This window comes from Stenotrophomonas sp. 22385, from assembly GCF_052045085.1.
Lineage (GTDB): Bacteria > Pseudomonadota > Gammaproteobacteria > Xanthomonadales > Xanthomonadaceae > Stenotrophomonas.
In genome coordinates, this window is the sequence record NZ_JBQEOG010000004.1 from 255,414 (window position 1) to 277,698 (window position 22,285).

The following is a 22,285-nucleotide window of genomic DNA, read 5'->3' on the forward strand; positions in this document are numbered from 1 at the left end:
CGGGTCAGTGCGACCCGCCGCCACGACTGGCCAGCAGGGCGATCGCACGATCCGGCAACCGCCACGTGCCGTGGTCGTCGGCCTGCACCGGCGTGTCGTCCACCGAGGTGATCAGCAGCCGCCACGGGGTATTGTCGGCCGTGGGTGGCACGAACACCTGTGGTTCAGCGGCAGCATTGATCAGCAACAGCAGCTGTGTGCTTTCGGCCGCGTGTGCCTCGCCCTCCTGCGGCATGGCCGGCAACTGCAGCATCAACGCGCGCTGCTGCGGAGCGTGCCAATCGGCCTCCTGCATCGGCTGCCCATCCGGACGGATCCAGTGCGCGGCGTCAGCCTCGTGGCCGTCGCGAGCGTCAAGGAAGCGGCTGCGACGCAGCTGTGGATAGCGGCGGCGCAGCGCCAGCAGGCGGCGGACGAACTGCGACTGCTGCTGGCCCTCTTCACTGGCCGCGCGCTCCCAGTCGATCCAGTTGATCGGGTTGTCCTGGCAATACGCATTGTTGTTGCCATTCTGGGTGCGGCCGAATTCGTCGCCGGCCAGCAGCATCGGCGTGCCCTGGGCCAACAGCAGGCTTGCCAGCAGGTTGCGCATCTGCCGACGGCGCAGCGCGAGGATGCCCGCGTCGTCCGTGGCGCCTTCCGCGCCGTGGTTCCAGGAAATATTGTGGTCGCTGCCGTCGCGACCTTCCTCGCCATTGTCGATGTTGTGCTTGTCGTTGTAGCTGACCAGGTCGTGCAGGGTGAAGCCGTCGTGGGCGGTCACGAAATTGACCGAGGCCGGCGGCCGACGGCCGTTGTGGTCGAACAGATCGGCCGACCCCATCAGGCGTGTGGCGAATTCGGACAGCTGCCCTTCATCGCCCTTCCAGAAGGCGCGCAGGTTGTCACGAAAACGATCGTTCCACTCGGCCCAGCCGGGTGCGAAGTTGCCCAACTGGTACCCACCCGGGCCGATATCCCACGGTTCGGCGATCAGCTTGACCTGGCTCAGCACCGGGTCCTGGCGTACCGCGTCGAGGAAGCTGCCGGACGGATCGAACCCGGCCCGCTCGCGGCCAAGGATGGTGGCGAGGTCGAAGCGGAACCCGTCCACGTGCATGTCCTGCACCCAGTAGCGCAGCGAATCCATCACCATGCGCAGTGCGCCGGCATTGGTCAGGTCGAAGGTGTTGCCGGTGCCGGTGTCGTTGATGTAGTAACGGCGGTCATCGGCCAGGCGGTAGTAGCTGGCGTTGTCGATGCCCTTGAACGACAACGTGGGCCCCAGTTCGTTGCCCTCGGCCGTGTGGTTGTAGACCACATCGAGAATCAGCTCCAGGCCGGCATGGTGCAGGCTGGCCACCATCTGCTTGAACTCGGCGATGGTAGTGGTGGACAGATACGCCGGGTCCGGCGCGAAGAAACCCAGCGTGTTGTAGCCCCAATAGTTCTTGAGCCCGCGCTCCACCAGGTACTGGTCATCCACGTGCGCATGCACCGGCAGCAGTTCCAGCGCGGTCACCCCGAGGTGACGCAGATGGTCGGTGATCGCGTCGGCGCGCAGCGCCGAGAACGTACCGCGCGAAGCCTCCGGAACCTCGGGATGCTGCATCGAAAGCCCCCGCAGGTGCGCTTCGTAGATCACGGTGCGGTCCCACGGTACCGATGGACGACGGTCGTCGCCCCAGGTGAACGCCGGGTCGACCACCACGCAGCGCGGCACGTACGCGGCGCTGTCACGCCGGTCGAAACTCAGGTCCTTGTCCTTGTGCCCGATGGTGTAGCCGAACAGGTGCGGCGCCCATTTGATCTGCCCGACCAGCTGCTTGGCGTACGGGTCCATTACCAGCTTGTTGGGATTGAAGCGGTGGCCGGCATCGGGCGCGTACGGCCCATGCACACGATACCCGTAGCGCTGTCCCGGACGCGCATCGGGCAGGTAGCCGTGCCAGATTTCGTCGGTATATTCGGGCAGGCGGATCCGCTCCACCTCGCGGCCTTTTTCGTTGAACAGGCACAGCTCCACCTGGGTGGCATGGCGGGAGTACAGGGCAAAGTTCACCCCCAGCCCGTCCCAGGTCGCGCCCAGCGGATAGGGCCTTCCGGCCTTCACCCGAGAATGGCTGGTGCTGGTGGCGCGGCTCATCGGTTGGCCTCCTGGTCATGCAGGGACGCTTCGATCTCAGCGGCGACCAGCCGCTCGGCCATCTGCCAGTGACGCGCCGAGTGCCCATCCGGGCGCCCCTCGGCCTCCCAGATCTGCCGGGCCAGTTCCCGGGTGCGTTCGGCCTTCTGTTGTTCGTCCATCATCGTCGTCTCAGCAGGTGGAGTAGATCGCAACCGGGCTGCCGTTGAACAGCTGCCGCAGTCGCATGGGAGAACCGTCGCTCACGAGGGAGGCGCCGGTCAGAACGTTGCGGTACGTCCCCTGGGGAATCACCAGGAGCGCACCGGCTGCGTGTGAGTCGCCCAGGGCTGCACCCTGTCGCGCAGGTTGCAGCACGGTATGCCGCGCCACCGCGACCAGCAGCGAGTCGTGCGCATGCCGACGCAGGAAGGCAAGCATCGGCACCTCGCGGTCGGCGTGCAGCGGCTGGTAGTCTCCGCCGGCGAACAGCGCGGGTCGGGCCTGCCGCAGCGCAAGCAGGCGCTGCACAAGGCGTGCCTTGACCGCGCCGTCCTGCCAGTCTGAAAGCAGCTGTGCCCACGAGCGGCGATCTTCCAGCCAGGCACGGCGCTGCGCATGATCCACCGGCGCTCGATTGTCCGGATCCACCAGCGACAGGTCCCAGCCTTCAGTGCCCTGGTACAGATCGGGAACACCGGGTTGGGTCAGCCGAAGGGCGACCTGTGCAAGTGAATTGCGCGCGCCAGCGGCACCCACGTGGGCGACCGCCTGCTCCAGCACGTTGCGCAGCGACCCCGTAGCCGGATGCAGCAGGAGCGTTTCAATGAAGGTCTGCACCCTCTGCTCCATCACCGCATCGGGGTCGGTCCACGAGGAGAACAGGTCGGATTCGCGCAGTGCCTTGCACTGCCACGCCACGATGCGCGCGGCGAAGCGTGCGGGATCCTCGATGCCCTGCGTCGGCCAGGCGCCCAGCAGGGTCTGCCAGAGCATCTGGCAAACTGCCGGCGGCGGCAGGGCCAGACCCAGGCGGGCCGCGCGGCGGTCCAGCGAGCGGGTCTGCCGCGCCCACCACTGCGGACGTTCGGACAACACCGCCAGGCGGGCGCGGCTGTCTTCGCCCCGCTTGTGATCGTGGGTGGCGGTCGCCAGCATCGCCTGCGGGTGGCGGCTGGCGCGCATCTGCGTCCGCGTGTGCAGGGCACGGCTGGACAGCGCGAAATGATCGGGGTGGCTGCCCACTTCATTGCGCGACAGCAACACGCCATGACGGTAGAAGGCCCGGTCTTCGACCGCTTTGGCATTGAGCGGGGCGCTGAGCTGCTGGAATCGCCGGCGCAGCGTTGCGCGCGCCTGCAGATCGGCTTCCGCGGTGGCGTCCTGCCAGAATCGTGCGGCGATCCAGCGTGCGGCCAGTGCCGTGTCCTCGGGCTCTTCGCCTGCCACCCCGTCCAGCACGTTGTCCCAGCGCTGGCGATCGGCGTCATGGGCCGTCGTCGCCGTCGCATAGGTGCGGTACACCGGGAACCGGACCAGCAGTGCGGTCAGCCCCCGCGACAGGACCGCGCGGCCCAGCCGTGCGCCCGGCTGCACCGCACTGCGCTCGTGTTTCACCACGAGCCGCAGCAGCGCATCGAACTCGCTCCGGAGGCCGCGCTCCAGGACTTCACGGCGCGCCAGCCGCTCCTCGCTGCTGAAACGTGCGGTCCGGGCCGTGGACTGGCGCCACTGCCGCGCCAGTGGCGCTTCACCCGAGGACTGGTGCAGCCACGCCCCGACCTGGTCCATGAAGTCGTAGCCGGTGGTGCCGTCACAGTCCCATCCGGATGGGAGGTCCTCGTCCGGCGCCAGGATCTTTTCCACCCACAGCAGGGGCCGCTCCGCGCGTTGGCCCCACGCGTGATCCATGGCGGCCCGCAGTCGTTGCAGGTAGGCCTGTGGGTCGGCCAGACCATCGACGTGGTCCACGCGCAGCCCGTCAACCAGGCCCTCGGCCAGCAACGCCAACGGCAACCGGTGTACGGTATCGAACACGTCGTCGTGCTGCACCTGCAGTCCGACCAGCGAGGAGATGGTGAAAAAACGCCGGTAGTTGAGGCGGTCATCGCCCAGCCGCCACCACAGCGGCCGGTACGCCTGCGCGCCCACCACCGCGCGCAGGTCAGGCGCGGGCGTGTCGGGCACGCTGCCCGGCGCCAGCGGCAGCCGCGTGTCGTGGTGGCGCAGCACCGGTTCGCTGGCGCTGCTGTCGATGCGCAACGCGCCTTCGTCCAACGCAGCGTCCAGCGGCCGGTCCAGCACGGGCACCTGCAGGCGGCCCTGCGACAGGGGCGCGCGCCAGTCGATGTCGAACCAGTGTGCGTACGCGCTTTGACGCCCGTGCCGAAGCACGTCCCACCACCAGCGGTTGTCGGCGTGCGCGGCCATGTGATTGGGCACGATGTCGAGGACCAGCCCCATGCCGAGCGCACGCGCCTGCGCCGCCAGGGCGCGCAGGGCGTCCTCGCCCCCCAGGGCGGGGTTGATCGCACTGGGATCAACCACGTCGTACCCGTGCGTTGAGCCTGGCACGGCGTGCCAGACCGGAGACAGATACAGGTGGCTGATGCCAAGCGCGGCGTAATAATCGAGCTCGCGCGCGGCGTCGTAGAGGGTAAAGCCGGCATGCAGCTGCAGCCGGACGGTCGCACGCACGATGCTCATGCCTCGGCCCTGCGGCGTGCGGCTGCGAAACGGGCCATCGAATCCTCCAGTGTCTGTCCAGCGCCCGATACGGGCAGGCGTTGCCGCCAATTGGGATGGGTGGCCACGGTGCCTGGCAGGTTCACCTGTTCGGCCATGCCGAGCGCGTCTTCCACCGGCAGCAGCGCCAGCGCGGCCGGGCTGGACGCTACATACTCCAGCGCAGCCAGGCGCACGTCTGTTTCATTCCCGGCCGGTTGGCCCAGCGCGAGATCGAGGCGCTGCACATCGGCCGCGCGTTCGGCGGCCTGCGCCTGCAGGGCAATGTCATCCATCTCACCCAGACGGTACCGCCAGCCCAGGTCGAGGCCACGCCGCCATCCGACCAGGGTAGGAAGATCATGGGTGCCGGTCATCGCCACCGCGTCCGCGCGCCAGGCCCGGGGCGACAGGAAGCCGCCTGCCTCGTCGCGGGCGAACGCAAGCACATCCATGCCCAGCACACCGCGCGCGGCCAGTGTCTGGCGGATGCCGGGCGGAACCACGCCAAGGTCTTCGCCGATGACGATGCAGCGCTGCTGCCAGGACTCAATCGCCGCGATGTTGAGCAGGTCCTGCAGCGGGTAGCGCAGGTAGGCGCCCTGCCCTGCGCCGGCCCCTTCCGGCACCACCCACAGCCGTTGCCAGCCCAGGATGTGATCAATGCGAAGTCCGCCGCGGTCGCGCATCACCGCGCGCAGCAGCGCGATGAAAGGCGCAAAGCCCAGTTCATGCAGTCCCTGCGGAGAATAGCTGGTCACTCCCCATACCTGGCCGCCGGCGCAGAATGCGTCGGGGGGCGCTCCCAGCACCAGGCCCTGCAGGCGGGCGCTGCCCGCAGCATCAGCTTCGGCACCACGGGGATCGAAACCCACCGCCAGATCGGCGATCAGGCCGATACCCATGCCGGCGCCTCGCGCCAGATGCTGCGCCCGCCGCCAGCCACGGCTTGCCACCCATTGCCCGAACCGGTACAGCGGTGCGGACACGCCTGCGTGCGGGTGCGAGAACGCGACGTGCCGCTCCAGCGCCTGCCCTCCCTCTTCAACGAAGCGCTGCAGGTCCTCGGCTGCTGCTGGATCTGCAGAAACGGCGGCGCGCACCGCGGCCAGCCACGCCCACTTTGCCGCGGCGGCAGCGGGCCAGTCGATCAGCGTCGCGTCCTCCAGCGCGGCGAGCTTCTCGCGCAGCGCAGGATGCTGGTCCAGTACCTGTAGTGCGATGTCGCCAAAGGCGTCCACAGGCGCGGCATGGATCGCCTCCAGATAGCGTCGGTCGCCCGGCGAATAGGGACTGTAGGCGGCGTCGATGCCGTTGGCGGCGTGCACCGGCCCCAAGGCCAGCGCGTCCGCACCGGCGATCGCAGCGCGTTGCGCCCACGCAGCACACGCGGCGGTATCGCCCACCCCACCATCATGCGGGCCGCGCGCCGCGTACGGCTGCAGCACGAGCCCCCAGGGGTGCGATGGCCCCTTCACCGCGTCCGGCACTCCGAAGCAACGTGCGGGAGCGACAGCAACGCGCTGGCTGCGCGCGCCGCAGGACAGGGTCCAATAGCCGGGGCGCGCGGGTGCCTGCGCGTTGCCGTGCGCGTCTGCACGTCCTTCCTCTCGACCGCCGTCCTCATGCTCCCACAGGCAAGGCGCGTCGGCGGGACCCGCCTGCACCCGCTCACCCACAAGGGTGGTGCAGAGTACGGGGCGCTGCCGTGCCAAGCGCAGTGACAGCAGGGCGTCGCGTCGGTGTGCGGGATTCGCGCTCGGTACCCCGAGCGCCTCCAGCAGCGGCACCAGCGCGTCCTCGTGCACCCGCTGCGGCCGTCCGGCGACGTCGGTCCAGTCGACACTCAGACCGACCGCGTCGGCCAGCGCGCTTAGTGACGCGGCGCCCTTCATGCGCCATCGACCAGAACGGCATACAGCCCGTTCGGCTCCAAGCGCCCGTCATCGCGCGCCGCACCCAGCCTGAATACTTCACGACCGGACGGAAGGCCCACGGCCTCGGCCGCATCGCTGGCGTTGAATGCGATCCACCACTGCGCATCGGGCAGTTGCCAGCCGGCACGCAGCACCCCCGGCGCCAGCACCTCGGCACCCAGCGGACGCACGTCGACCGCGGTTCCGAGACAGGCCGCACGTACCGCCAGCAGCGCGCTGAACCAGCCCAGCCAACACGCTGCCTCCGCATCGCCCGGGTCGGGCCAGGGGCAGCGCGACGCCTTGAACGTACCGAGCGCATTCGGGTCGGGAATGCGGGCGCGCAGGGCGTCGTCGCGGAAACTGCTGAAATGGGCAAACTCGGCGCGTCGCCCGTCGCGTACCTGCACGTCCAACGGCGGACGGTGGTCAGTGAAAAACAGGAACGGCGTCGTGGCCCCCCAGGGTTCGCCCATGAAGAACAGCGGAATCGCCGGGGTCAACGCGGTCAGCGCCAGCGCCAGCGCGGTCCGGCGCGGGCCGATGAGCTGCAGCAGGCGCTCGCCCTGCGCGCGGTTGCCGATCTGGTCATGGTTCTGGGCGAACACCACGAACTGGCGCGGCGCAATGGCGGCACTCGGTTCACCGCGCGTCCGACCGGATGCATTGACCTCGCCCTGCCAGGCGAAGCCTTCGGCCAGCACCCGACGCAGGCGGCCGTTCGGATCATCGGCGAAATCGCGGTAATAGCCTTCATGCTCGCCGGTCAGCAGCGCGTGCAGCGCATTGTGGAAGTCGTCGTTCCATTGCGCAGTGAAGCCGGCGGCGAGCAGCGATGCCTGGTTGTGCTCATTCTCCAGCACCAGCGCGATCTCGCGGCCGGGCAGTGCCGCGTGGATGCGCGCGCGCAGGGTCTCCAGGAACGCCGTGGGCTGGATGGCATGCACTGCGTCCAGGCGCAGTCCATCAATGCGGTAGTCGCGCAGCCACATCAGCGCGTTGTCGATGAAATAGCGCTGCACCTCGGGCCGGCGGAAGTCGATGGCCGCCCCCCACGGGGTATGTACATCTTCCTGGAAAAAGCCTGGGGCGAGCGCCGGCAGCGGATTACCGTCCGGCCCGAAATGGTTGTAGACCACATCCAGCAGCACCATCAGGCCCAGCCCGTGGGCGGCGTCGACCAGCGCCCTCAGCTGATCCGGGGTGCCGTAGGCTGCAGCCGGCGCGTACTGCAGCACGCCGTCGTAGCCCCAGTTGCGGTTGCCCGGGAAAGTGGCCAGCGGCATCAGTTCGATAGCGGTGAACCCCAGCGCCGCCAGCTGCGGCAGCTGTGCGCGCACGGCATCGTAGGAGCCTCCCGCTGCGCCCACGTGCACTTCGTAGATCACCGCCTCATGCCAGGGGCGCCCGCGCCAGGACCGGTGCTGCCAGGCAAAGGCGTCGTCGAGGGCGAGTGCACTGGGGCCGAACAGGCCCTCCGGCTGCTCGCGCGAGGCCGGGTCGGGCACCACGCGTTCGCCGTCCATACGGTAGCGATAGCGCATGCCTGCCGCCGCCGGGGTGCGCAGCGTGAACCAGCCGCTGTGGTCGCGCTGCATCGTCAGCTCGGCGCCTTCCAACAGCAGATCCATGCGCCGCGCGGCGGGCGCCCAGAGCGAGAAGTGCCAATGACCGTCCGTGCCCGGCCAGGCACCCCAGCGCCCTGCCTCGACGCTCATTCCTCTGCCTGCAGGTAAAGCACCGACAGGGGTGGCAGGGTCAGCGGCAGCGACTGGGCGTGGCCATGCATCGGCCGGGCAAGCGTGGACACACGACCGGCATTGCCGATGTTGCTGCCGCCGTAGAACGCACTGTCGGTGTTGAGCAGCTCGGACCACTGCCCCGCCGACGGCACCCCCAGCAGATAGCCGTGACGGGTCACCGGGGTGAAGTTGCACACCACCAGCGTGGAGCGTCCCTCGCCTGCCGGGGCATGACGAACGAAGGCGAGCACGCTGTTGCGGTGGTCGTCACTGACACTCCACTCGAACCCTGCTTCCTCGTCGTTGCCAAGGCGCAGGCTGGGTTCCTGCTGCAACAGGCGGTTGAGATCGCCGATCAGCCGGGCCATGCCGGCGTGTGCTGGCTGCGCGGCGCTGTCCCAGTCCAGGCTGGCGTCGTGGTTCCATTCGGCCGGCTGGGCGAACTCGCCGCCCATGAACAGCAGTTTGCTGCCCGGGTGCGCCCACATGAAGCCGTAGCACGCGCGCAGGTTGGCCAGCTGCTGGTCGCGGTCGCCGGGCATTTTGGCCAGCAGCGAACCCTTGCCGTGCACCACTTCGTCGTGCGACAGCGGCAGGATGAAGCGCTCACTGAAGGCATAGATCGCACTGAAGGTCATCTCGCCGTGGTGGTGGCAGCGGTGGATGGGGTCGCGGTGCAGGTAGGCCAGGGTGTCGTGCATCCAGCCCATGTTCCATTTATGGGTGAACCCCAGTCCGTGCGCAGCGGTAGAAGCGGTCACGCCTGGCCAGGCCGTCGATTCCTCGGCCATGACCAGCACATCCGGGAAGCGGGCGCGAATGGCATCGTTGAACCGGCGCAGGAACGCCACCGCCTCGAGGTTCTCGCGCCCGCCGTTGGCGTTCGGCAGCCACTCCCCTTCAGCGCGGCTGTAGTCGCGGTAGAGCATGGACGCAACCGCGTCCACGCGCAGGCCGTCGATATGGAAGCGATCAATCCACTCCAATGCGCTGCCGATCAGGAAGGCGGCCACTTCGGCGCGACCGTAGTTGTAGATCAGCGTGTTCCAGTCCGGGTGAAGCCCCAGGCGCGGGTCCTCGTGCTCGTACAGCGCGGTGCCATCGAACCGCTGCATGCCATGGGCATCGGTGGGGAAATGGGCACCCACCCAATCCACGATGACCCCAACACCCGCCTGGTGGCAGCGGTCCACGAAGGCGGCGAAGTCATCCGGGCTGCCATGGCGTGCAGTGGGTGCAAACAGACCCAGTGGCTGATAGCCCCACGAGCCGCCGAACGGGTGCTCGCTGACCGGCAACAGCTCCACGTGGGTGAACCCCAACGCCTTCACGTAAGGAATCAACTGTGCGGCAAGCGCATTCCAATCGAGAGGGTTGCCATCTGCGTCGCGCCGCCAGGAGCCGGCGTGCACCTCATAAACCGAGATCGCCTGGCCCGGCTGGAGGGACCGGGTTTCCATCCAGCCACTGTCATTCCATTCGTGGCGGGACGCTGCGCGCACACGCGAGGCGGTATCCGGTGGCAACTCGCAGGCGCGCGCCATCGGATCGGCCTTCAACATCACCGCACTTCCGTCTGCGGCGGTCAGCGCGAATTTGTAACGGGCACCCTCCTCCACCCGCGGCAGGAACAGCTCCCAGACGCCCGCGTCATGACGCAGCCGCATCGGGTGGCGGCGGGTGTCCCAGCCGTTGAAATCGCCTACCACGGCCACGCGGCTGGCGTTCGGCGCCCAGACCGCGAAGCGGACCCCGCGCACGCCGTCGCAGCTGGTCGCCACCGCACCGAGCCAACCTCGCGCGGCATCGGGGTCGCCGGCACGCAATGCATGCAGGTCCGATTCGGCCAGTTGGATGCCGAAGGCATAGGCGTCTTCGATCTCCTGCACATGGTCAGGCCACTGGATGCGCAGCAGCCCCGTACCCCGTTCTGTGACGTGGGCCTGGAACAGACCCGCGGGGTCTACCCGCGCCAGCGCCAGCCAACTGCCAGACGACAGCTGTGCGCTGGCGCCGCGTGCCCCCGGCAGCCAGACCGTCACTTGCCAGCCTGCCGCCTGCTGGTGCGGACCCAGCAGCGCGAACGCATCGCAGGGTCGACCGGCCACCAGATCGGCGTACGCCACGGGCAATGGCTCGGCGGCTTCCTCCCGCTGCTCATCAACCACAAGGTCTTCGCACCGCACACGCACATCCTCACTCATGCCTGACGCTCCAGCACGCGGTCGTACAACCGCAGGTAATGGGAGCCGGCCAGGTCCCAGCTGCCCGGCCGCAGCATCGCAGCGCGGCGCATCGCCGAGAGCAGGCCCGGCATGCGATAGGTACGGAAGGCGCGCTGCACGCAGCGACGCAGGGCATCGGCATCGGCGGAGTCGAACAGCAGCCCGGTCACGCCGTCCTCGATCGTATCGATCAGGCCGCCGGTCGCATGGGCGATGGGCAGGCAGCCGAATCGCTGCGCGTACATCTGGCTCAGTCCGCACGGCTCGAAGCGGGACGGCATCAACAGGAAGTCTGCACCGGCAAACATCTTGCGGGCCAGCCCTTCATCGAACCCCGGATAAACCCCCACCGAGGAAGGAAAGCGTCGCGACAGCGCGGCCACGTCGGCCTCGATGCGCGGCTCACCGCCGCCGATGATGGCCAGCTGCCCACCGGCCGCGGCAATCTGATGGGCGACCGCGCAGCTCAGGTCCAGCCCCTTCTGGTGAACCAGCCGCGACACCACCGCAAACAGCGGGCCGTCGCTGTTGGGCAGGCCAAGCGCACGCTGCACGCGACGCTTGTTGGCCACCCGGCCCTCCCAGCGGTGCAGGTCGAAGTGCTCGGTAAGATGGCGATCAGTGCGCGGATCCCAGCTGCTGTCGATGCCGTTGACGATGCCACTCAGGCGGCCGCTGGCGGCGTGCCGCGACAACAACGCGTCAAGCCCGCAGCCCTGCTCCGGGCCGGTGATCTGACGGGCATAGCTGACGCTGACCGTGTTCACCTGGTCGGCATGGACGATCCCGGCCTGCAGGAAGGAAAGCCGCCCGTGGAAGGTGATGCTGTCCATCTGGTCGGCCGAAACGCCCAGTGCCGCCGCCTGGTCCAGCGGGAACAGCCCCTGGTAGGCAAGGTTGTGGATGGTCAGCAGCGCCGGCACAGCCGAGCCGTACCAGCGCAGGTAGGCGGCTGCCAGCGCGCACGGCCAGTCGTTGAGATGCAGCAGTTCCGGCTGCCACTCCAGCCCCGCATTGCCGCAGGCGATCACCGCAGCGGCGCGCGACAGCGCGGCAAAACGCACCGCGTTGTCGCTCCAGTCCTGGCCGCTGCCATCGACGTAGGGGCTTCCGCCGCGCTGGTACAGCGCCGGACATACCAGTACCAGCACCGGCAGCCCATCCGGCAGCGTGGCTTCGCCGATGTCGCAGGCCGGAATGCCCGCGCGCGCCGGGACGCGGCCGACCAGACGCAGGTCGGGCGAACCGGCAATCACCTCGTCATAGCCCGGGATGAGCACGCGCACGTCGGAGCGCCCGCGCAGAGCGCGCGGTAGCGATGCGGCCACGTCGCCCAGCCCGCCGGCCTTGATGTAGTCGGCCATTTCCGATGTCACGAACAGTACGCGTCGCGCACGCGCGGTCCTGGCGGTGGGCGCAGGGGTGCTTTCCACCGCGCGCAGGCGGGGCGCGCGGCGCACGCGGTTGCCGCGACCAGCGCCCTCTGCAGCGGGAACAGGCAAAGGAACAGGAACAGCAGAGACGCGCGGAGGCGACATGGGGGTTATCTCGAAGGTGGAACCGCTGTGGGGGTGCCCATGGCGTTGCGCCAGGAGCGGGGGGCTTCTGCGGCGCCGGAGCCGTCGCGCGTCAACCTTGGTTGGAATCTACCTGTGATGCGAATAAACAACTCGTGAACACAGCGCGACAACTTCGTGACCACCGACCGCACGAGCGCCAGAATGCGCCTCGATCTGCCCCTGCCGATCGACCATCTGCTTTCCATAACGCATATGGACATGCGCCTCTGGCATGAACCTCAGTGCATGGCGCAGTAAAAACGCCGAGTCTTAAGCGTTCACACTTTTCACCGGTGAGGCTGCAAGAACCTCGATCCAGGTGGGGGCATGGTCACTCGCCTTCGCCAGCCCTCTTACCCAGCGATCAACGCCAGCATCCTTCAGCCCCTCCGCAAGCACAGGATTGAGCAGCAGGTGGTCGATCCGCAGGCCCCGGTCACGCTCGTAGTGCTGGCGGAAGTAATCCCAGAACGTGAATATCGGCGCGTCGCCGTGCATCCGGCGAAGGCTGTCGGTCCATCCCTGTGCCAGCAGATCGGCGTACGCCTCTCGCGCCTCCGGCTGCAACAGCGCATCCCGTCGCCACGACTTGGGATCGTAGATATCGGCGTCAGTCGGCACCACATTGAAATCCCCGATCAGCGCGACCGGATGCGGAAGCCCGACCAGTCCCAGTGCATGGCTGTGCAGCCGCTGCATCCACTTCAGCTTGTAATCGAACTTCGGCCCGGGCTGCGGATTGCCGTTGGGCAGGTACAGCCCTCCCACCAGCACGCCGTGCGCCGCCGCCTCCAGATAGCGGCTCTGGTCGTCGTTGCGGTCGCCTGGAAGCCCACGCCGGCTTTCGATCGGGTCCTGCCCACGGGCGAGCAGCGCCACGCCGTTCCACGCTCGTTGCCCCTGCCACAGGCAACCATAGCCTGCGTCACGTATCTCGGTTTCAGGAAACGCATCCTGGCACGCTTTGAGCTCCTGCAGCGCCACGATGTCCGGCTTCTCTTTTTCCAGCCACGCCAACAGATGCGGAAGCCGCGTCTTGATGCCATTGACGTTGAAGGTGGCAATCCGGAGGCGCCTGCGACGGGCCATACCGTGCTCCTGCGAAAGGAGTCAGCAGTATCCCCGTCACTGCGCTGCGTGCGCGTCAAGATCCGGCTCACGTGGCCATCGCACGGTGGAGTGTGGGTATGCGCCTGCGGCGTTGGGCCGCAGGCGCAAAGCAGCCACACAGGGCGTGGCCCTACGGCGCCGAGGCCTCCGGCGCCGACGGGGTTGCCGGAGGCGTCGACGGCGTTGCCGAAGGCGGTGCTGCTGGCGTGGCGGGTGCAGCGGTCGGGGTGATCCGCCAGATGGTGTTGGCCAGATCATCAGCCACGATCACTGCGCCGCGCGGATCGACGCTGACGCCGACCGGGCGGCCGCGGGTCTTGCCGTCATCACCGCGGAATCCGGTGGCGAAATCGATCGCGTCGCCGGCCGGCTTGCCGTCACGGAACGGCACGAACACTACCTTGTAGCCCACCGGCGGGTTTCGGTTCCAGCTGCCGTGCTGGCCCACGAACACGCCGTCGGTGAACTTGCCGCCCACTGCAGGGTTGGCGAACGCCACCCCCAACGCGGCCACGTGCGAGCCCAGCGCGAAGTCCGGGGTCAGCGCAGACGCCACCTTCTCCGGGTTCTGCGGCATCACCCGGCGGTCCACATGCTTGCCCCAGTAGCTGTAAGGCCAGCCATAGAAGCCACCGTCACGCACCGAGGTAAGGTAATCCGGCACCAGGTTCGGCCCGATCTCGTCGCGCTCGTTGACCACCGCCCACAGCGTGCCCGTACCGGGCTGCACCGCCAATGCGGTGGGGTTGCGGATGCCGCTGGCATAGGTGCGGTGCGCGCCGGTCTGCGCATCGATCTCCCAGACCTGGGCACGGTCGATTTCCGCCGCCATGCCGCGTTCGGTGATGTTGCTGTTGGAGCCGATGCCCACGTACAGATGGCTGCCATCGGCGCTGGCCGCCAGCGACTTGGTCCAATGGTGGTTGATGGCCGATGGCAGGTCGGTCACCTTGGTCGGTGCGCCGCTGGCCTTGGTCTGGCCTTCGGTGTAATCGAAGCGCACCAGCGCATCCTGGTTGGCCACGTACAGCGCGTTGCCCACCAGTGCCAGCCCGTAGGGGGCATTGAGCTTGTCGGCAAACACCGTCTTCAGCTCATAGACGCCGTCGCCATCGGCATCGCGCAGCAGGGTCAGGCGGTTGCCGCTCTTGACCTGCGTATTGCCCTTGGCCTTGATCTTGCCGGCAATCACGTCTTTCGGCTTGAGGTTGGGCGCACTACCGCCCCGGCCTTCGGCCACCAGGATGTCGCCGTTCGGCAGCACCAGGGTCTGGCGCGGAATGGCCAGGTCGGTGGCGATCGCCGAGACCTTGAAACCGGTCGGCACGGTGGGCACGATATCGCCCCAGGCGGTCGGCTTGGCGATGGTCATGTCGGGCATGACGCCGCGATGTGGGTTGGGCAGTTCCGGGTTGGCGCCGATCTGCTGCAGCTCCGGCGCCTTGCCGCTGCAAGCCGCCAGGGCCACGGCGAGCACGGAGAGTGCAAGTACCTTCGAAGAAACGCGGTTCACAGGGCACCTCCCACGCGCACACGGACGCTGGAGAAACCAAGCCAGGTGGCGATCAACGCCAGCACCGTGACGATCACCGACCACAGCAGCGCGGCCGGCATGATGGCCCAGGCGTCGCGTGCGTGGTGCAGCGAGTTGATGAAGCCCACGATCCAGGTGACCGCCAGCACGATGACGTAGAAGCCGTTGCGGCTGCCGCGCACCAGGCCTACCAGACCGCACAGCACGGCCAGCGTGGTCATCACCATCGCCCCGACCAGCAGCCAGGAGGCGAAGTTGCTCCACTGGATCTCATAGGTGTTCCAGTACGCGTAATCGGCCAGCAGCGCGCCGAGGAACAGCGGCAGCACGCCGCCGAGTACGGCGGCATGGAACGGATGGATGACCCAGTGGCGGGTCACGACGGCGGTTGTGGACACGGCGGTCTCCTGAGGGGAATGCAGCCGGTATCCTGCCACCGCGTGCGTGACGGGGGGTTGATGCGCTCAGCGCCAGTCGGCGGGCAGCTTGCGCGTGCGGGTGCGGTACTTCATCGTTCCGTTGCGCAGGGTGCCCTCCGTCGTCTGCAGGTGTTCGCCATCGGGCGACAGCGATTCCTCCCAGCTGGCCACCTGCTGCAGCTTCCCGTCCACATAGCGGTAGGTTTCGGTGGCGTGCGCGCAACAGCCCCCGCGCGAGGCAGACGTGAGGGTGCGCGTGGCGGGGTCGATGTCCATCTGCGGCAGGCTCGACAGCGTTGGCTCGAACATGAAGGCCTGGGCCGCTGGATCGAAGAGGAACAGGTTCCGCGTGGCATTCGGGCCTGCCCCGCCAGAGTACCCAGGCACGCTGAGGTCGGGCCAGCCGTCGAAGTTGGCGTCCAGAAGCTGCACCACGTCCGGGCCAGCGCTCAGCGGCTCGGCATCGATGTCGCGCAGGATCTGCCGACGCTGGCCGGTGGTGGCGTCCAGGATGTCGATGGCCTGCAACAGCGCCTGATCGTCGTCGGCGGGCGCGACGACCAGCACGAAACGCAGGTGGGCGGTGGTTGCCTGCTGGGGAAAACGCAACTCCCCGCCGGCAAGGTCATCCCGGCGGATCCAGCCGGGCGTCGTCGCACCGCCCGCCGCCACTTCTTCGATGCCGATCCATTCGGCGCCCCTGCTGAGCACACCGGCATAGCGCCCCGCCGCAAGCGTGCCCGATGCCGTGCCGTCCTCGGCGCTTCGATAAACCGGGGTGTCCACGGTCGCCGCGAACACGTCGATGTAGGGTCGTGGCGCCTGCAGGGAGAACCCGTCGCGAAAGTGGGTTACCTGGTAGTGCTGCAGAACGCTGCCGTAAGCGGCGGGCACACACACGCCGCCCACCGCGCAGGCGCCGATTTCATCCGGGGAGGGCTTGCGGGTGGCGGCAACCTGCTCGGTACGGATCAGCGTTTTCTGGTCGGCCCAGCGCAGCGTGAAACCACGTTCGGTCCAGGCCAGCGCCGCTTCGGTGTCTGCACTGCCAATGTGGGTGCGGCAGAACGGCTGTGCGTCGGAACGTTCGTTCCAATCGGGAAATGCATAGGCCGGGCACAGCCGGTTGGCGCTGTTGATGTCGTAGCGGTACGCCCCATCGGTCACGAACACCAGCTTGTTCAAGGCCTTGCCCGGATCGCGCGACACGAAGGCGTAGCGTACCTTCGCCGCGTCTGGAATGGCGCTGGCAAGCGCTTCGTGATGGATTTCGCCTGCGGCCGGCGCTGCCGCCGTTTCTGCCTCGGGCGCCTCAGGCGAGAGCTGGTAAATCCCGGGCTCGAGCAGCGGTCCCGCTTCGGCACGGGCAATCAGGAGGGCAGGCAACAACGCGGCGTAACGGATTCTCATGCCGCCATCATGCGTGATGTCCCTAATGCGACGATAGTGGCCCCTATCGCGCGAGACGGCAGCGTGCATCCGGCATACCCTCTTGCTTCGCTTGTCCCCCACCAGGTCCAGGCTGGAGCACGCGCCGGACCCCTGGCAGGGTGGCCGGCCCGGGCCCTGCTGTCCTTCAACGGTCCCATGAGCACAGAAACCCCACCATCCGCTTCGCCTGACGCCGTTTCACCGGTCTTGCCTGCCTCCGCCGACCCTGCCCATCAGGGCTTCGCGATCCGCATCGTCGGTGCCGCCGCGTTCGCGCACCTGCTCAACGACATGATCCAGGCGGTGCTGCCGGCCGTGTACCCCATGTTCAAGAGCCAGTTCGCCCTGACCTTCGGCCAGATCGGCACCATCGCGCTGGTCTATCAGTTCACCGCCTCGCTGCTGCAGCCGTGGGTGGGCATGTACACCGACAGGCGCCCGCTGCCCTACCTGCTGCCCTCCGGCATGATCGCCACCTTCGTCGGCATCGGCTTGATGGCCATGGCCAGCAGTTACGAAATGCTGCTGCTGGCCGCCGCCGTGGTCGGCGTGGGCTCGGCCACGTTCCACCCGGAAGCCTCGCGCGTAGCCCGCATGGCCTCGGGCGGGCGATTCGGCACCGCGCAGTCCACCTTCCAGGTCGGCGGCAATACCGGCTCGGCCATCGGCCCGCTGCTGGCCGCCGCCGTGGTGATTCCGCATGGCCAGCGCGCCATCGGCTGGTTCCTGCTGATCGCAGCGGTGGCCATCTTCGTGCTGTTCCGGCTGACCGGTTGGACCGTGCGCCACGGTCAGGCCAAGATGAACAGCCTCGCGCGCTCGCATGGCATCGGCCTGGGCCGCGGCAAGGTGGTGCAGGCCATCGCGGTGATCGCGGTGCTGATGTTCGCCAAGTTCGTGTACATCGCCTCCATCACCAACTACTTCACCTTCTACCTGATCGAACGCTTCCACCTGAGCGTGCAGCAGAGCCAGATGTACCTGTTCGTGTTCCTGGCATCGATCGCGCTGGGCACCTTCATTGGCGGCCCGGTGGGTGACCGGATCGGGCGCAAGGCAGTGATCTGGATTTCCTTCCTGGGCGTGGCCCCGTTCGCGCTCGCCCTGCCCTACGCCAACCTTATGGGTACGGCGGTGTTGGCCGTTGCGGTCGGCCTTGTGATGTCGTCTGCGTTTGCGGCGCTGGTGGTGTATGCACAGGAAGCGGTACCGGGACGCGTCGGCATGGTGTCGGGCCTGATGTTCGGGCTGATGTTCGGTATCGGGGGGATCGGCGCGGCCGGGCTGGGGAAGCTGGCTGACATTCACGGCATCGTGTGGGTCTACCACCTCACCTCGTTCCTGCCGTTGTTGGGGTTGGCTACTGCGTTCCTGCCGAAGACATCGATGCGATAGCCCGCTGTGGGGTAGCCAAGCCAACAGTCGGTGCGACCGTCGCGCACCAGACTGCCGCGTTACTGGAAGAACTGGCTGGGCAGCTGGCCGAAGCGCTTCTTGAACATGGCGGTGAACGCGCTGGGGCTGGCGTATCCCTGCGAGAGCGCTACGTCGATCACCTTGTCGCCGTGGGCCAGGCGTTCGAGCGCACGGACCAAGCGGATCTGCTGGCGCCATTGGCCGAATGTCATGCCCAGTTCGCGGGCGCACAGGCGCTGGATGGTCTTGGCGTCCACGCCCAGCCGCAGCGCCCAGTCCTGCAGGGTTGAGGCATCATCAGGCGACGTTTCCCAGTGCTGCGCGATCAGCTGCAGGCGCGGGTCGACCGGTTCGGGAACATGCAGCGGCAGCACCGGCAGCGCCTGCAGCTCGTCCAGGATCAGCTGCATGAGATGGCCGTCGCGCGAGTGCGGAACGTAGGGCTGCTCCACGATGGCGGCCGCACTGATCAGTTCGGCCAGCAAGGGGGTGATCGACACGGTCGCTGCGCTGGGCGGCGCGTCGGCGATCGCCTGCGGCAGGATGTACAGGCTGCGCATGCGCACCGCGCCGATGCAGCTCACCTTGTGGCCGATCCCGGCCGGCATCCAGATCGCGCGCGTGCTGGGCACCACCCAGCGGCCGGCGCCAGCCTGCACCACCAGTACGCCGGAGGCGGCATAGACGAGCTGGTGTCGGTCCGGATGGTGGTGCAGCGGAATCACCGTACCAGCGGCGTAGTCGCGCGCCCGGCAGATGACCGCAGACTCGGGACCCAGCGGCAGGCGCTGCCCAGCAGCGTCGACAGGGCGGATGTCTTTTTTCCGATGAGGCATGGGCAGATACCGCGAAACAACCACCCCGCGACTCTAGCGCCGCCCGTGCCGCCGCTCAACCACATGCTCACGGCGCGCGCCCTACCCTGCACCCATGCGTCGTTTCGCCCAAGCCATTGCCGAGCCGGAATCGGTCCCTGACGGGCTGCCGCGCGCGCTCGCCACTGCCGTGGCCGCAGCGCCGGACCGCTACAACATCGGCAAGGGCTCCACCGCATCGGTATTGGCGCGCAATGCCGATGGCGAGCTGATCGTGACCGACATGGTCTGGGGCCTGGTGCCGCGCTGGTCGAAGACGCCGGATACGCCCTACACCACGGTCACTGCCCGGCTGGATCGGGCGCCCGGCAGCCGCATCTTCGCCAAGGCCTGGGCCGAACGCCCGTGCGTGATTCCGATGACCGGGTACTACAAGCTGGACCGCCAGCGCCGCCCGCCATGGCCGCTGTTCGTGCAGCGCCGCGATGGCCTGGCCCTGCTGGCGGCCGGCCTCTGGGAGCACTGGGAGGACGGCGAAGGCAACGCGATGAATTCCTTCAGCGTGCTCACCGCGCCCAACCGTTCCATTCCGGAACCGCTGACACCGGATGGGCCGGTGTTCCTGCCCGCCGAGCTGGCACTGGCATGGCTTTCCGGTGCCGCCAACACGCCTGCCGCGCTGCGGGTACGCTCGCCGGCACTGGAGGCCTATCCGGTCGGGCGCGCCTTCCGCGACCTCAAGCGCGACGACTACACGCTGCTGGAGCCGGTCGACCCGGACCTGGAAACGACATCGCCGCCCCCGATGGACGGGGACGGCGATGGCTGGGACGAAGACAGCTGAGCGAGGTCAGCGCGACATCGAGTACGGCTGTTCCGCGCCCTCACCGGGCCATGCTTTGTTAGGCGCTGCCTGCAGGGTGAAGTGCAGTTCGCCGCCGGCCAGGATTTCCGCATGGCGCAGGAAGGTGCGGTTCAGCGGCTTGCCGTTCAGCGTCACCGAACCCACGTACTCGTGGCCCTTGCCCATGCCCTCGGTGGTGATGCGGAAGGTCTTGCCGTTGGGCAGGTTCAGCACCGCCTTGGGCAGGAACGGGCGGCCGATGATGTACTCGGCGCTGCCCGGTGCCACCGGGTAGAAGCCCAGCGCGGTGAACACGTACCAGGCCGACATCTGGCCCAGGTCGTCATTGCCGGCCAGGCCATCGGGGCGATCGGCGTACTGGGTGTCCATGATCTGCTTCAACCGCGCCTGCGCGCGCCACGGCTGGCCTGCGTAGGAATACAGGTAGGCCACGTGGTGGCTGGGCTCGTTGCCATGCGCATACCAGCCGATCAGACCGGTGATGTCTTCCATGTGCTCGAAGATGGACGGATCAACCTTGGCATCGAACACCGCGTCCAGGCGCGCCAGCAGCTTGTCGGCACCCCCATGTACATCGACCAGACCGGCCACATCCTGCGGCACATACCAGGAATACTGCCAGGCGTTGCCTTCGGTGTAGTCGGTGCCGTACCCGCTTGCGCTGGGATCGAACGGGGTGCGGAAGCTGCCGTCACGCTTGCGTGCGCGCATGAACCCGGTCTCGGCGTCGAAGGCATTGCGCCAGTTGCCGGCGCGCTTGTCGAACTCGGCGGCCACGTCGGACTTGCCCATGGCCGTGGCCATGCGGGCGATGGTCCAGTCGTCGAAGGCATACTCCAGCGTCTTGCTCGCCGCTTCGCCCTCTTCATCGATCGGCACCCAGCCCAGCTCGCGATACTGCGCGATGCCGTCGTAGGGGCCGTAGTTGGCGGTGGCCACCATCGCCTGCAGCGCCTTGTCGGCATCGAAGCCGCGGATGCCTTTGACGTAGGCATCGGCAATTACCGGAACGGCGTGGTAGCCGATCATGCACCAGGTTTCCTGGCCGTGGAACGCCCACACCGGCAGCATGCCGTAGGCACTGTTGTGCTGGTGGGCCAGCAGCGAATTGACCATGTCGCTGGTGCGCTGCTCCGGCTGCACCAGGGTCAGCAGCGGGTGCAGGGCGCGGTAGGTATCCCACAGCGAGAACGTCGAGTAATTGGTGTAGCCCTCGGCGCGGTGCACGGCGTTGTCCGAGCCACGGTACTGGCCATCGACGTCCATGAACAGCGTTGGCCCGAGCAGGCTGTGGTACAGCGCGGTGTAGGCGCTGCGTTTGTCATGCGCGGGGGCCTCGATGTCCAGCACCGACAACGCCTGCTGCCATTGCGTGCGGGCGTCGGCGCGGATGCGGTCGAAATTCTGGTCTTTCGCTTCGGCGTCGAGATTGGCGATGGCGCCGGCTTCGCTTACCGGGGAGATCGCCACGCTGACCACCAGCGGGGCATCGAGCTTGCCGAAGTCGAACGTGCCCACCAGCTGGCGGCCTTCGATCTGCGGGCGCTGCTCGGGATTGTTCTGGCCCGGCGGCGGGAAGCCCTTGTAGGCGATATCGGTTTCGGTGTTGTGCAGCGCGTGCCCGGTGAGCGGGCGCGAGAAGCGCATGGCGAAGTACAGCTGGCGCCCCGGGGCCCAGCCGCGCGTTTCGCGGAAGCCGGTGACGGTGCCGTCCTCGCGCAGGCGCAGGCGCGACCACAGGATCTTGCCGGGGTAGTCGTACAGGCTGGTGCGCAGGTCGAGCAGCAGCTTGGCCGACTCGCCCTTCGGGTAGGTGTAACGGTGCACGCCGGTGCGGGCGCTGGCGGTGAGTTCGGCGCGGACCTTGTAGTCCTGCAGCGTCACGGCGTAATAGCCGGGCTCCGCTTTTTCATCCTTGTGGTCGAAGCGCGAGGCATAGCCGCTGCGCGGGTTTTCCGGATCGCCGCGCTCCAGGCCGGGGTCGCCGATGAACGGCATTACCAGCACATCGCCCAGGTCGGAATGGCCGCTGCCGGAGAAATGGGTGTGCGAGAAGCCGACGATGCTGCTGTCGTCATGCCGGTAGCCGGCAGCCCAGTCGTAGGCCTTTTCGCGCGGCTGGATGCGGGTGTCCGGGCTGAGCTGGACCATGCCGAAGGGCACGGTCGCGCCGGGATAGGTATGCCCTTCGCCGCCGGTACCGATGAACGGGTCCACGGCCGCGTACGCGCGTTCGCCTGCGCTCTGCGGCGCTCCCGTCGCGCCGCCTGCCACCAGCATGGCGCCCATGGCCAATGCCACCCACCCCGACTTCCCCGCTCTGCTCATATGGATTTAGATCGATTCAAGGTGAACCGATCCTAGCACTGGTTGTCCCCGCGCCGCATGTTGCGGCGCGGGGGTGTCGCGGGTTGGTCGAACGGAG

Annotated in this window: 15 protein-coding genes; 2 read left to right on the plus strand and 13 right to left on the minus strand. The window is 67.8% G+C overall.

Going from position 1 to position 22,285, the window contains the following annotated elements; genetic code table 11:
• Positions 1-4 precede the first annotated feature (4 nt).
• The 11 genes from glgX to ACTJI4_RS09640 all read right to left on the minus strand — a co-directional run bounded on the left by glgX (position 5) and on the right by ACTJI4_RS09640 (position 16,743).
• Complete coding sequence (gene glgX, locus ACTJI4_RS09590; protein ID WP_440869196.1) at positions 5-2,125, minus strand: glycogen debranching protein GlgX; 2,121 nt, start codon at positions 2,123-2,125, stop codon at positions 5-7.
• Entirely contained in the window at positions 2,122-2,286 is a 165-nt protein-coding gene (locus tag ACTJI4_RS09595; protein WP_440869266.1) for a DUF2934 domain-containing protein, read from the minus strand. Before ACTJI4_RS09595 ends, glgX begins: the two co-directional genes overlap by 4 nt.
• Positions 2,287-2,296: 10 nt before the next feature.
• Complete coding sequence (gene treY, locus ACTJI4_RS09600; RefSeq protein WP_440869197.1) at positions 2,297-4,810, minus strand: malto-oligosyltrehalose synthase; 2,514 nt, start codon at positions 4,808-4,810, stop codon at positions 2,297-2,299.
• Positions 4,807-6,723, minus strand: coding sequence for a 4-alpha-glucanotransferase (locus tag ACTJI4_RS09605; protein WP_440869198.1), 1,917 nt, complete (start codon positions 6,721-6,723; stop codon positions 4,807-4,809). The genes treY and ACTJI4_RS09605 overlap by 4 nt, the downstream gene beginning before the upstream one ends.
• Positions 6,720-8,462 (minus strand): malto-oligosyltrehalose trehalohydrolase, encoded by a 1,743-nt coding sequence (gene treZ / locus ACTJI4_RS09610; protein ID WP_440869199.1) that lies wholly within the window; start codon positions 8,460-8,462, stop codon positions 6,720-6,722. The genes ACTJI4_RS09605 and treZ overlap by 4 nt, the downstream gene beginning before the upstream one ends.
• On the minus strand, positions 8,459-10,690 hold the full coding sequence (gene glgB, locus ACTJI4_RS09615; RefSeq protein WP_440869200.1) for a 1,4-alpha-glucan branching protein GlgB: 2,232 nt from the start codon (positions 10,688-10,690) through the stop codon (positions 8,459-8,461). Before glgB ends, treZ begins: the two co-directional genes overlap by 4 nt.
• Entirely contained in the window at positions 10,687-12,249 is a 1,563-nt protein-coding gene (gene glgA / locus ACTJI4_RS09620) for a glycogen synthase GlgA (protein ID WP_392924005.1), read from the minus strand. Before glgA ends, glgB begins: the two co-directional genes overlap by 4 nt.
• A gap of 291 nt (positions 12,250-12,540) precedes the next feature.
• Complete coding sequence (xth, locus tag ACTJI4_RS09625; protein WP_440869201.1) at positions 12,541-13,359, minus strand: exodeoxyribonuclease III; 819 nt, start codon at positions 13,357-13,359, stop codon at positions 12,541-12,543.
• Positions 13,360-13,510: 151 nt separating this feature from the next.
• Positions 13,511-14,893 (minus strand): PQQ-dependent sugar dehydrogenase, encoded by a 1,383-nt coding sequence (locus tag ACTJI4_RS09630; protein WP_440869202.1) that lies wholly within the window; start codon positions 14,891-14,893, stop codon positions 13,511-13,513.
• Complete coding sequence (locus ACTJI4_RS09635; protein WP_440869203.1) at positions 14,890-15,312, minus strand: DUF2231 domain-containing protein; 423 nt, start codon at positions 15,310-15,312, stop codon at positions 14,890-14,892. The genes ACTJI4_RS09630 and ACTJI4_RS09635 overlap by 4 nt, the downstream gene beginning before the upstream one ends.
• Before the next feature lie 66 nt (positions 15,313-15,378).
• Entirely contained in the window at positions 15,379-16,743 is a 1,365-nt protein-coding gene (locus tag ACTJI4_RS09640; RefSeq protein ID WP_440869204.1) for an XAC2610-related protein, read from the minus strand.
• A 177-nt stretch (positions 16,744-16,920) separates the two neighbouring features.
• Here ACTJI4_RS09640 and ACTJI4_RS09645 point away from each other — a divergent pair, with 177 nt between their 5' ends.
• Positions 16,921-18,159, plus strand: coding sequence for an MFS transporter (locus ACTJI4_RS09645; protein ID WP_440869205.1), 1,239 nt, complete (start codon positions 16,921-16,923; stop codon positions 18,157-18,159).
• A gap of 59 nt (positions 18,160-18,218) precedes the next feature.
• Here ACTJI4_RS09645 and ACTJI4_RS09650 read toward each other — a convergent pair whose 3' ends face one another.
• Positions 18,219-19,016: an AraC family transcriptional regulator gene (locus ACTJI4_RS09650; RefSeq protein WP_440869206.1), complete on the minus strand. Its 798-nt coding sequence runs from the start codon at positions 19,014-19,016 to the stop codon at positions 18,219-18,221.
• A 94-nt stretch (positions 19,017-19,110) separates the two neighbouring features.
• On the opposite strand from ACTJI4_RS09650, the gene ACTJI4_RS09655 reads away from it, so the two are divergent.
• Positions 19,111-19,839, plus strand: a complete 729-nt coding sequence (locus ACTJI4_RS09655; protein WP_440869207.1) for an SOS response-associated peptidase — start codon at positions 19,111-19,113, stop codon at positions 19,837-19,839.
• Between the two features lie 6 nt (positions 19,840-19,845).
• Here ACTJI4_RS09655 and ACTJI4_RS09660 read toward each other — a convergent pair whose 3' ends face one another.
• Positions 19,846-22,188, minus strand: coding sequence for a GH92 family glycosyl hydrolase (locus ACTJI4_RS09660; protein WP_440869208.1), 2,343 nt, complete (start codon positions 22,186-22,188; stop codon positions 19,846-19,848).
• Between the last annotated feature and the right edge of the window lie 97 nt (positions 22,189-22,285).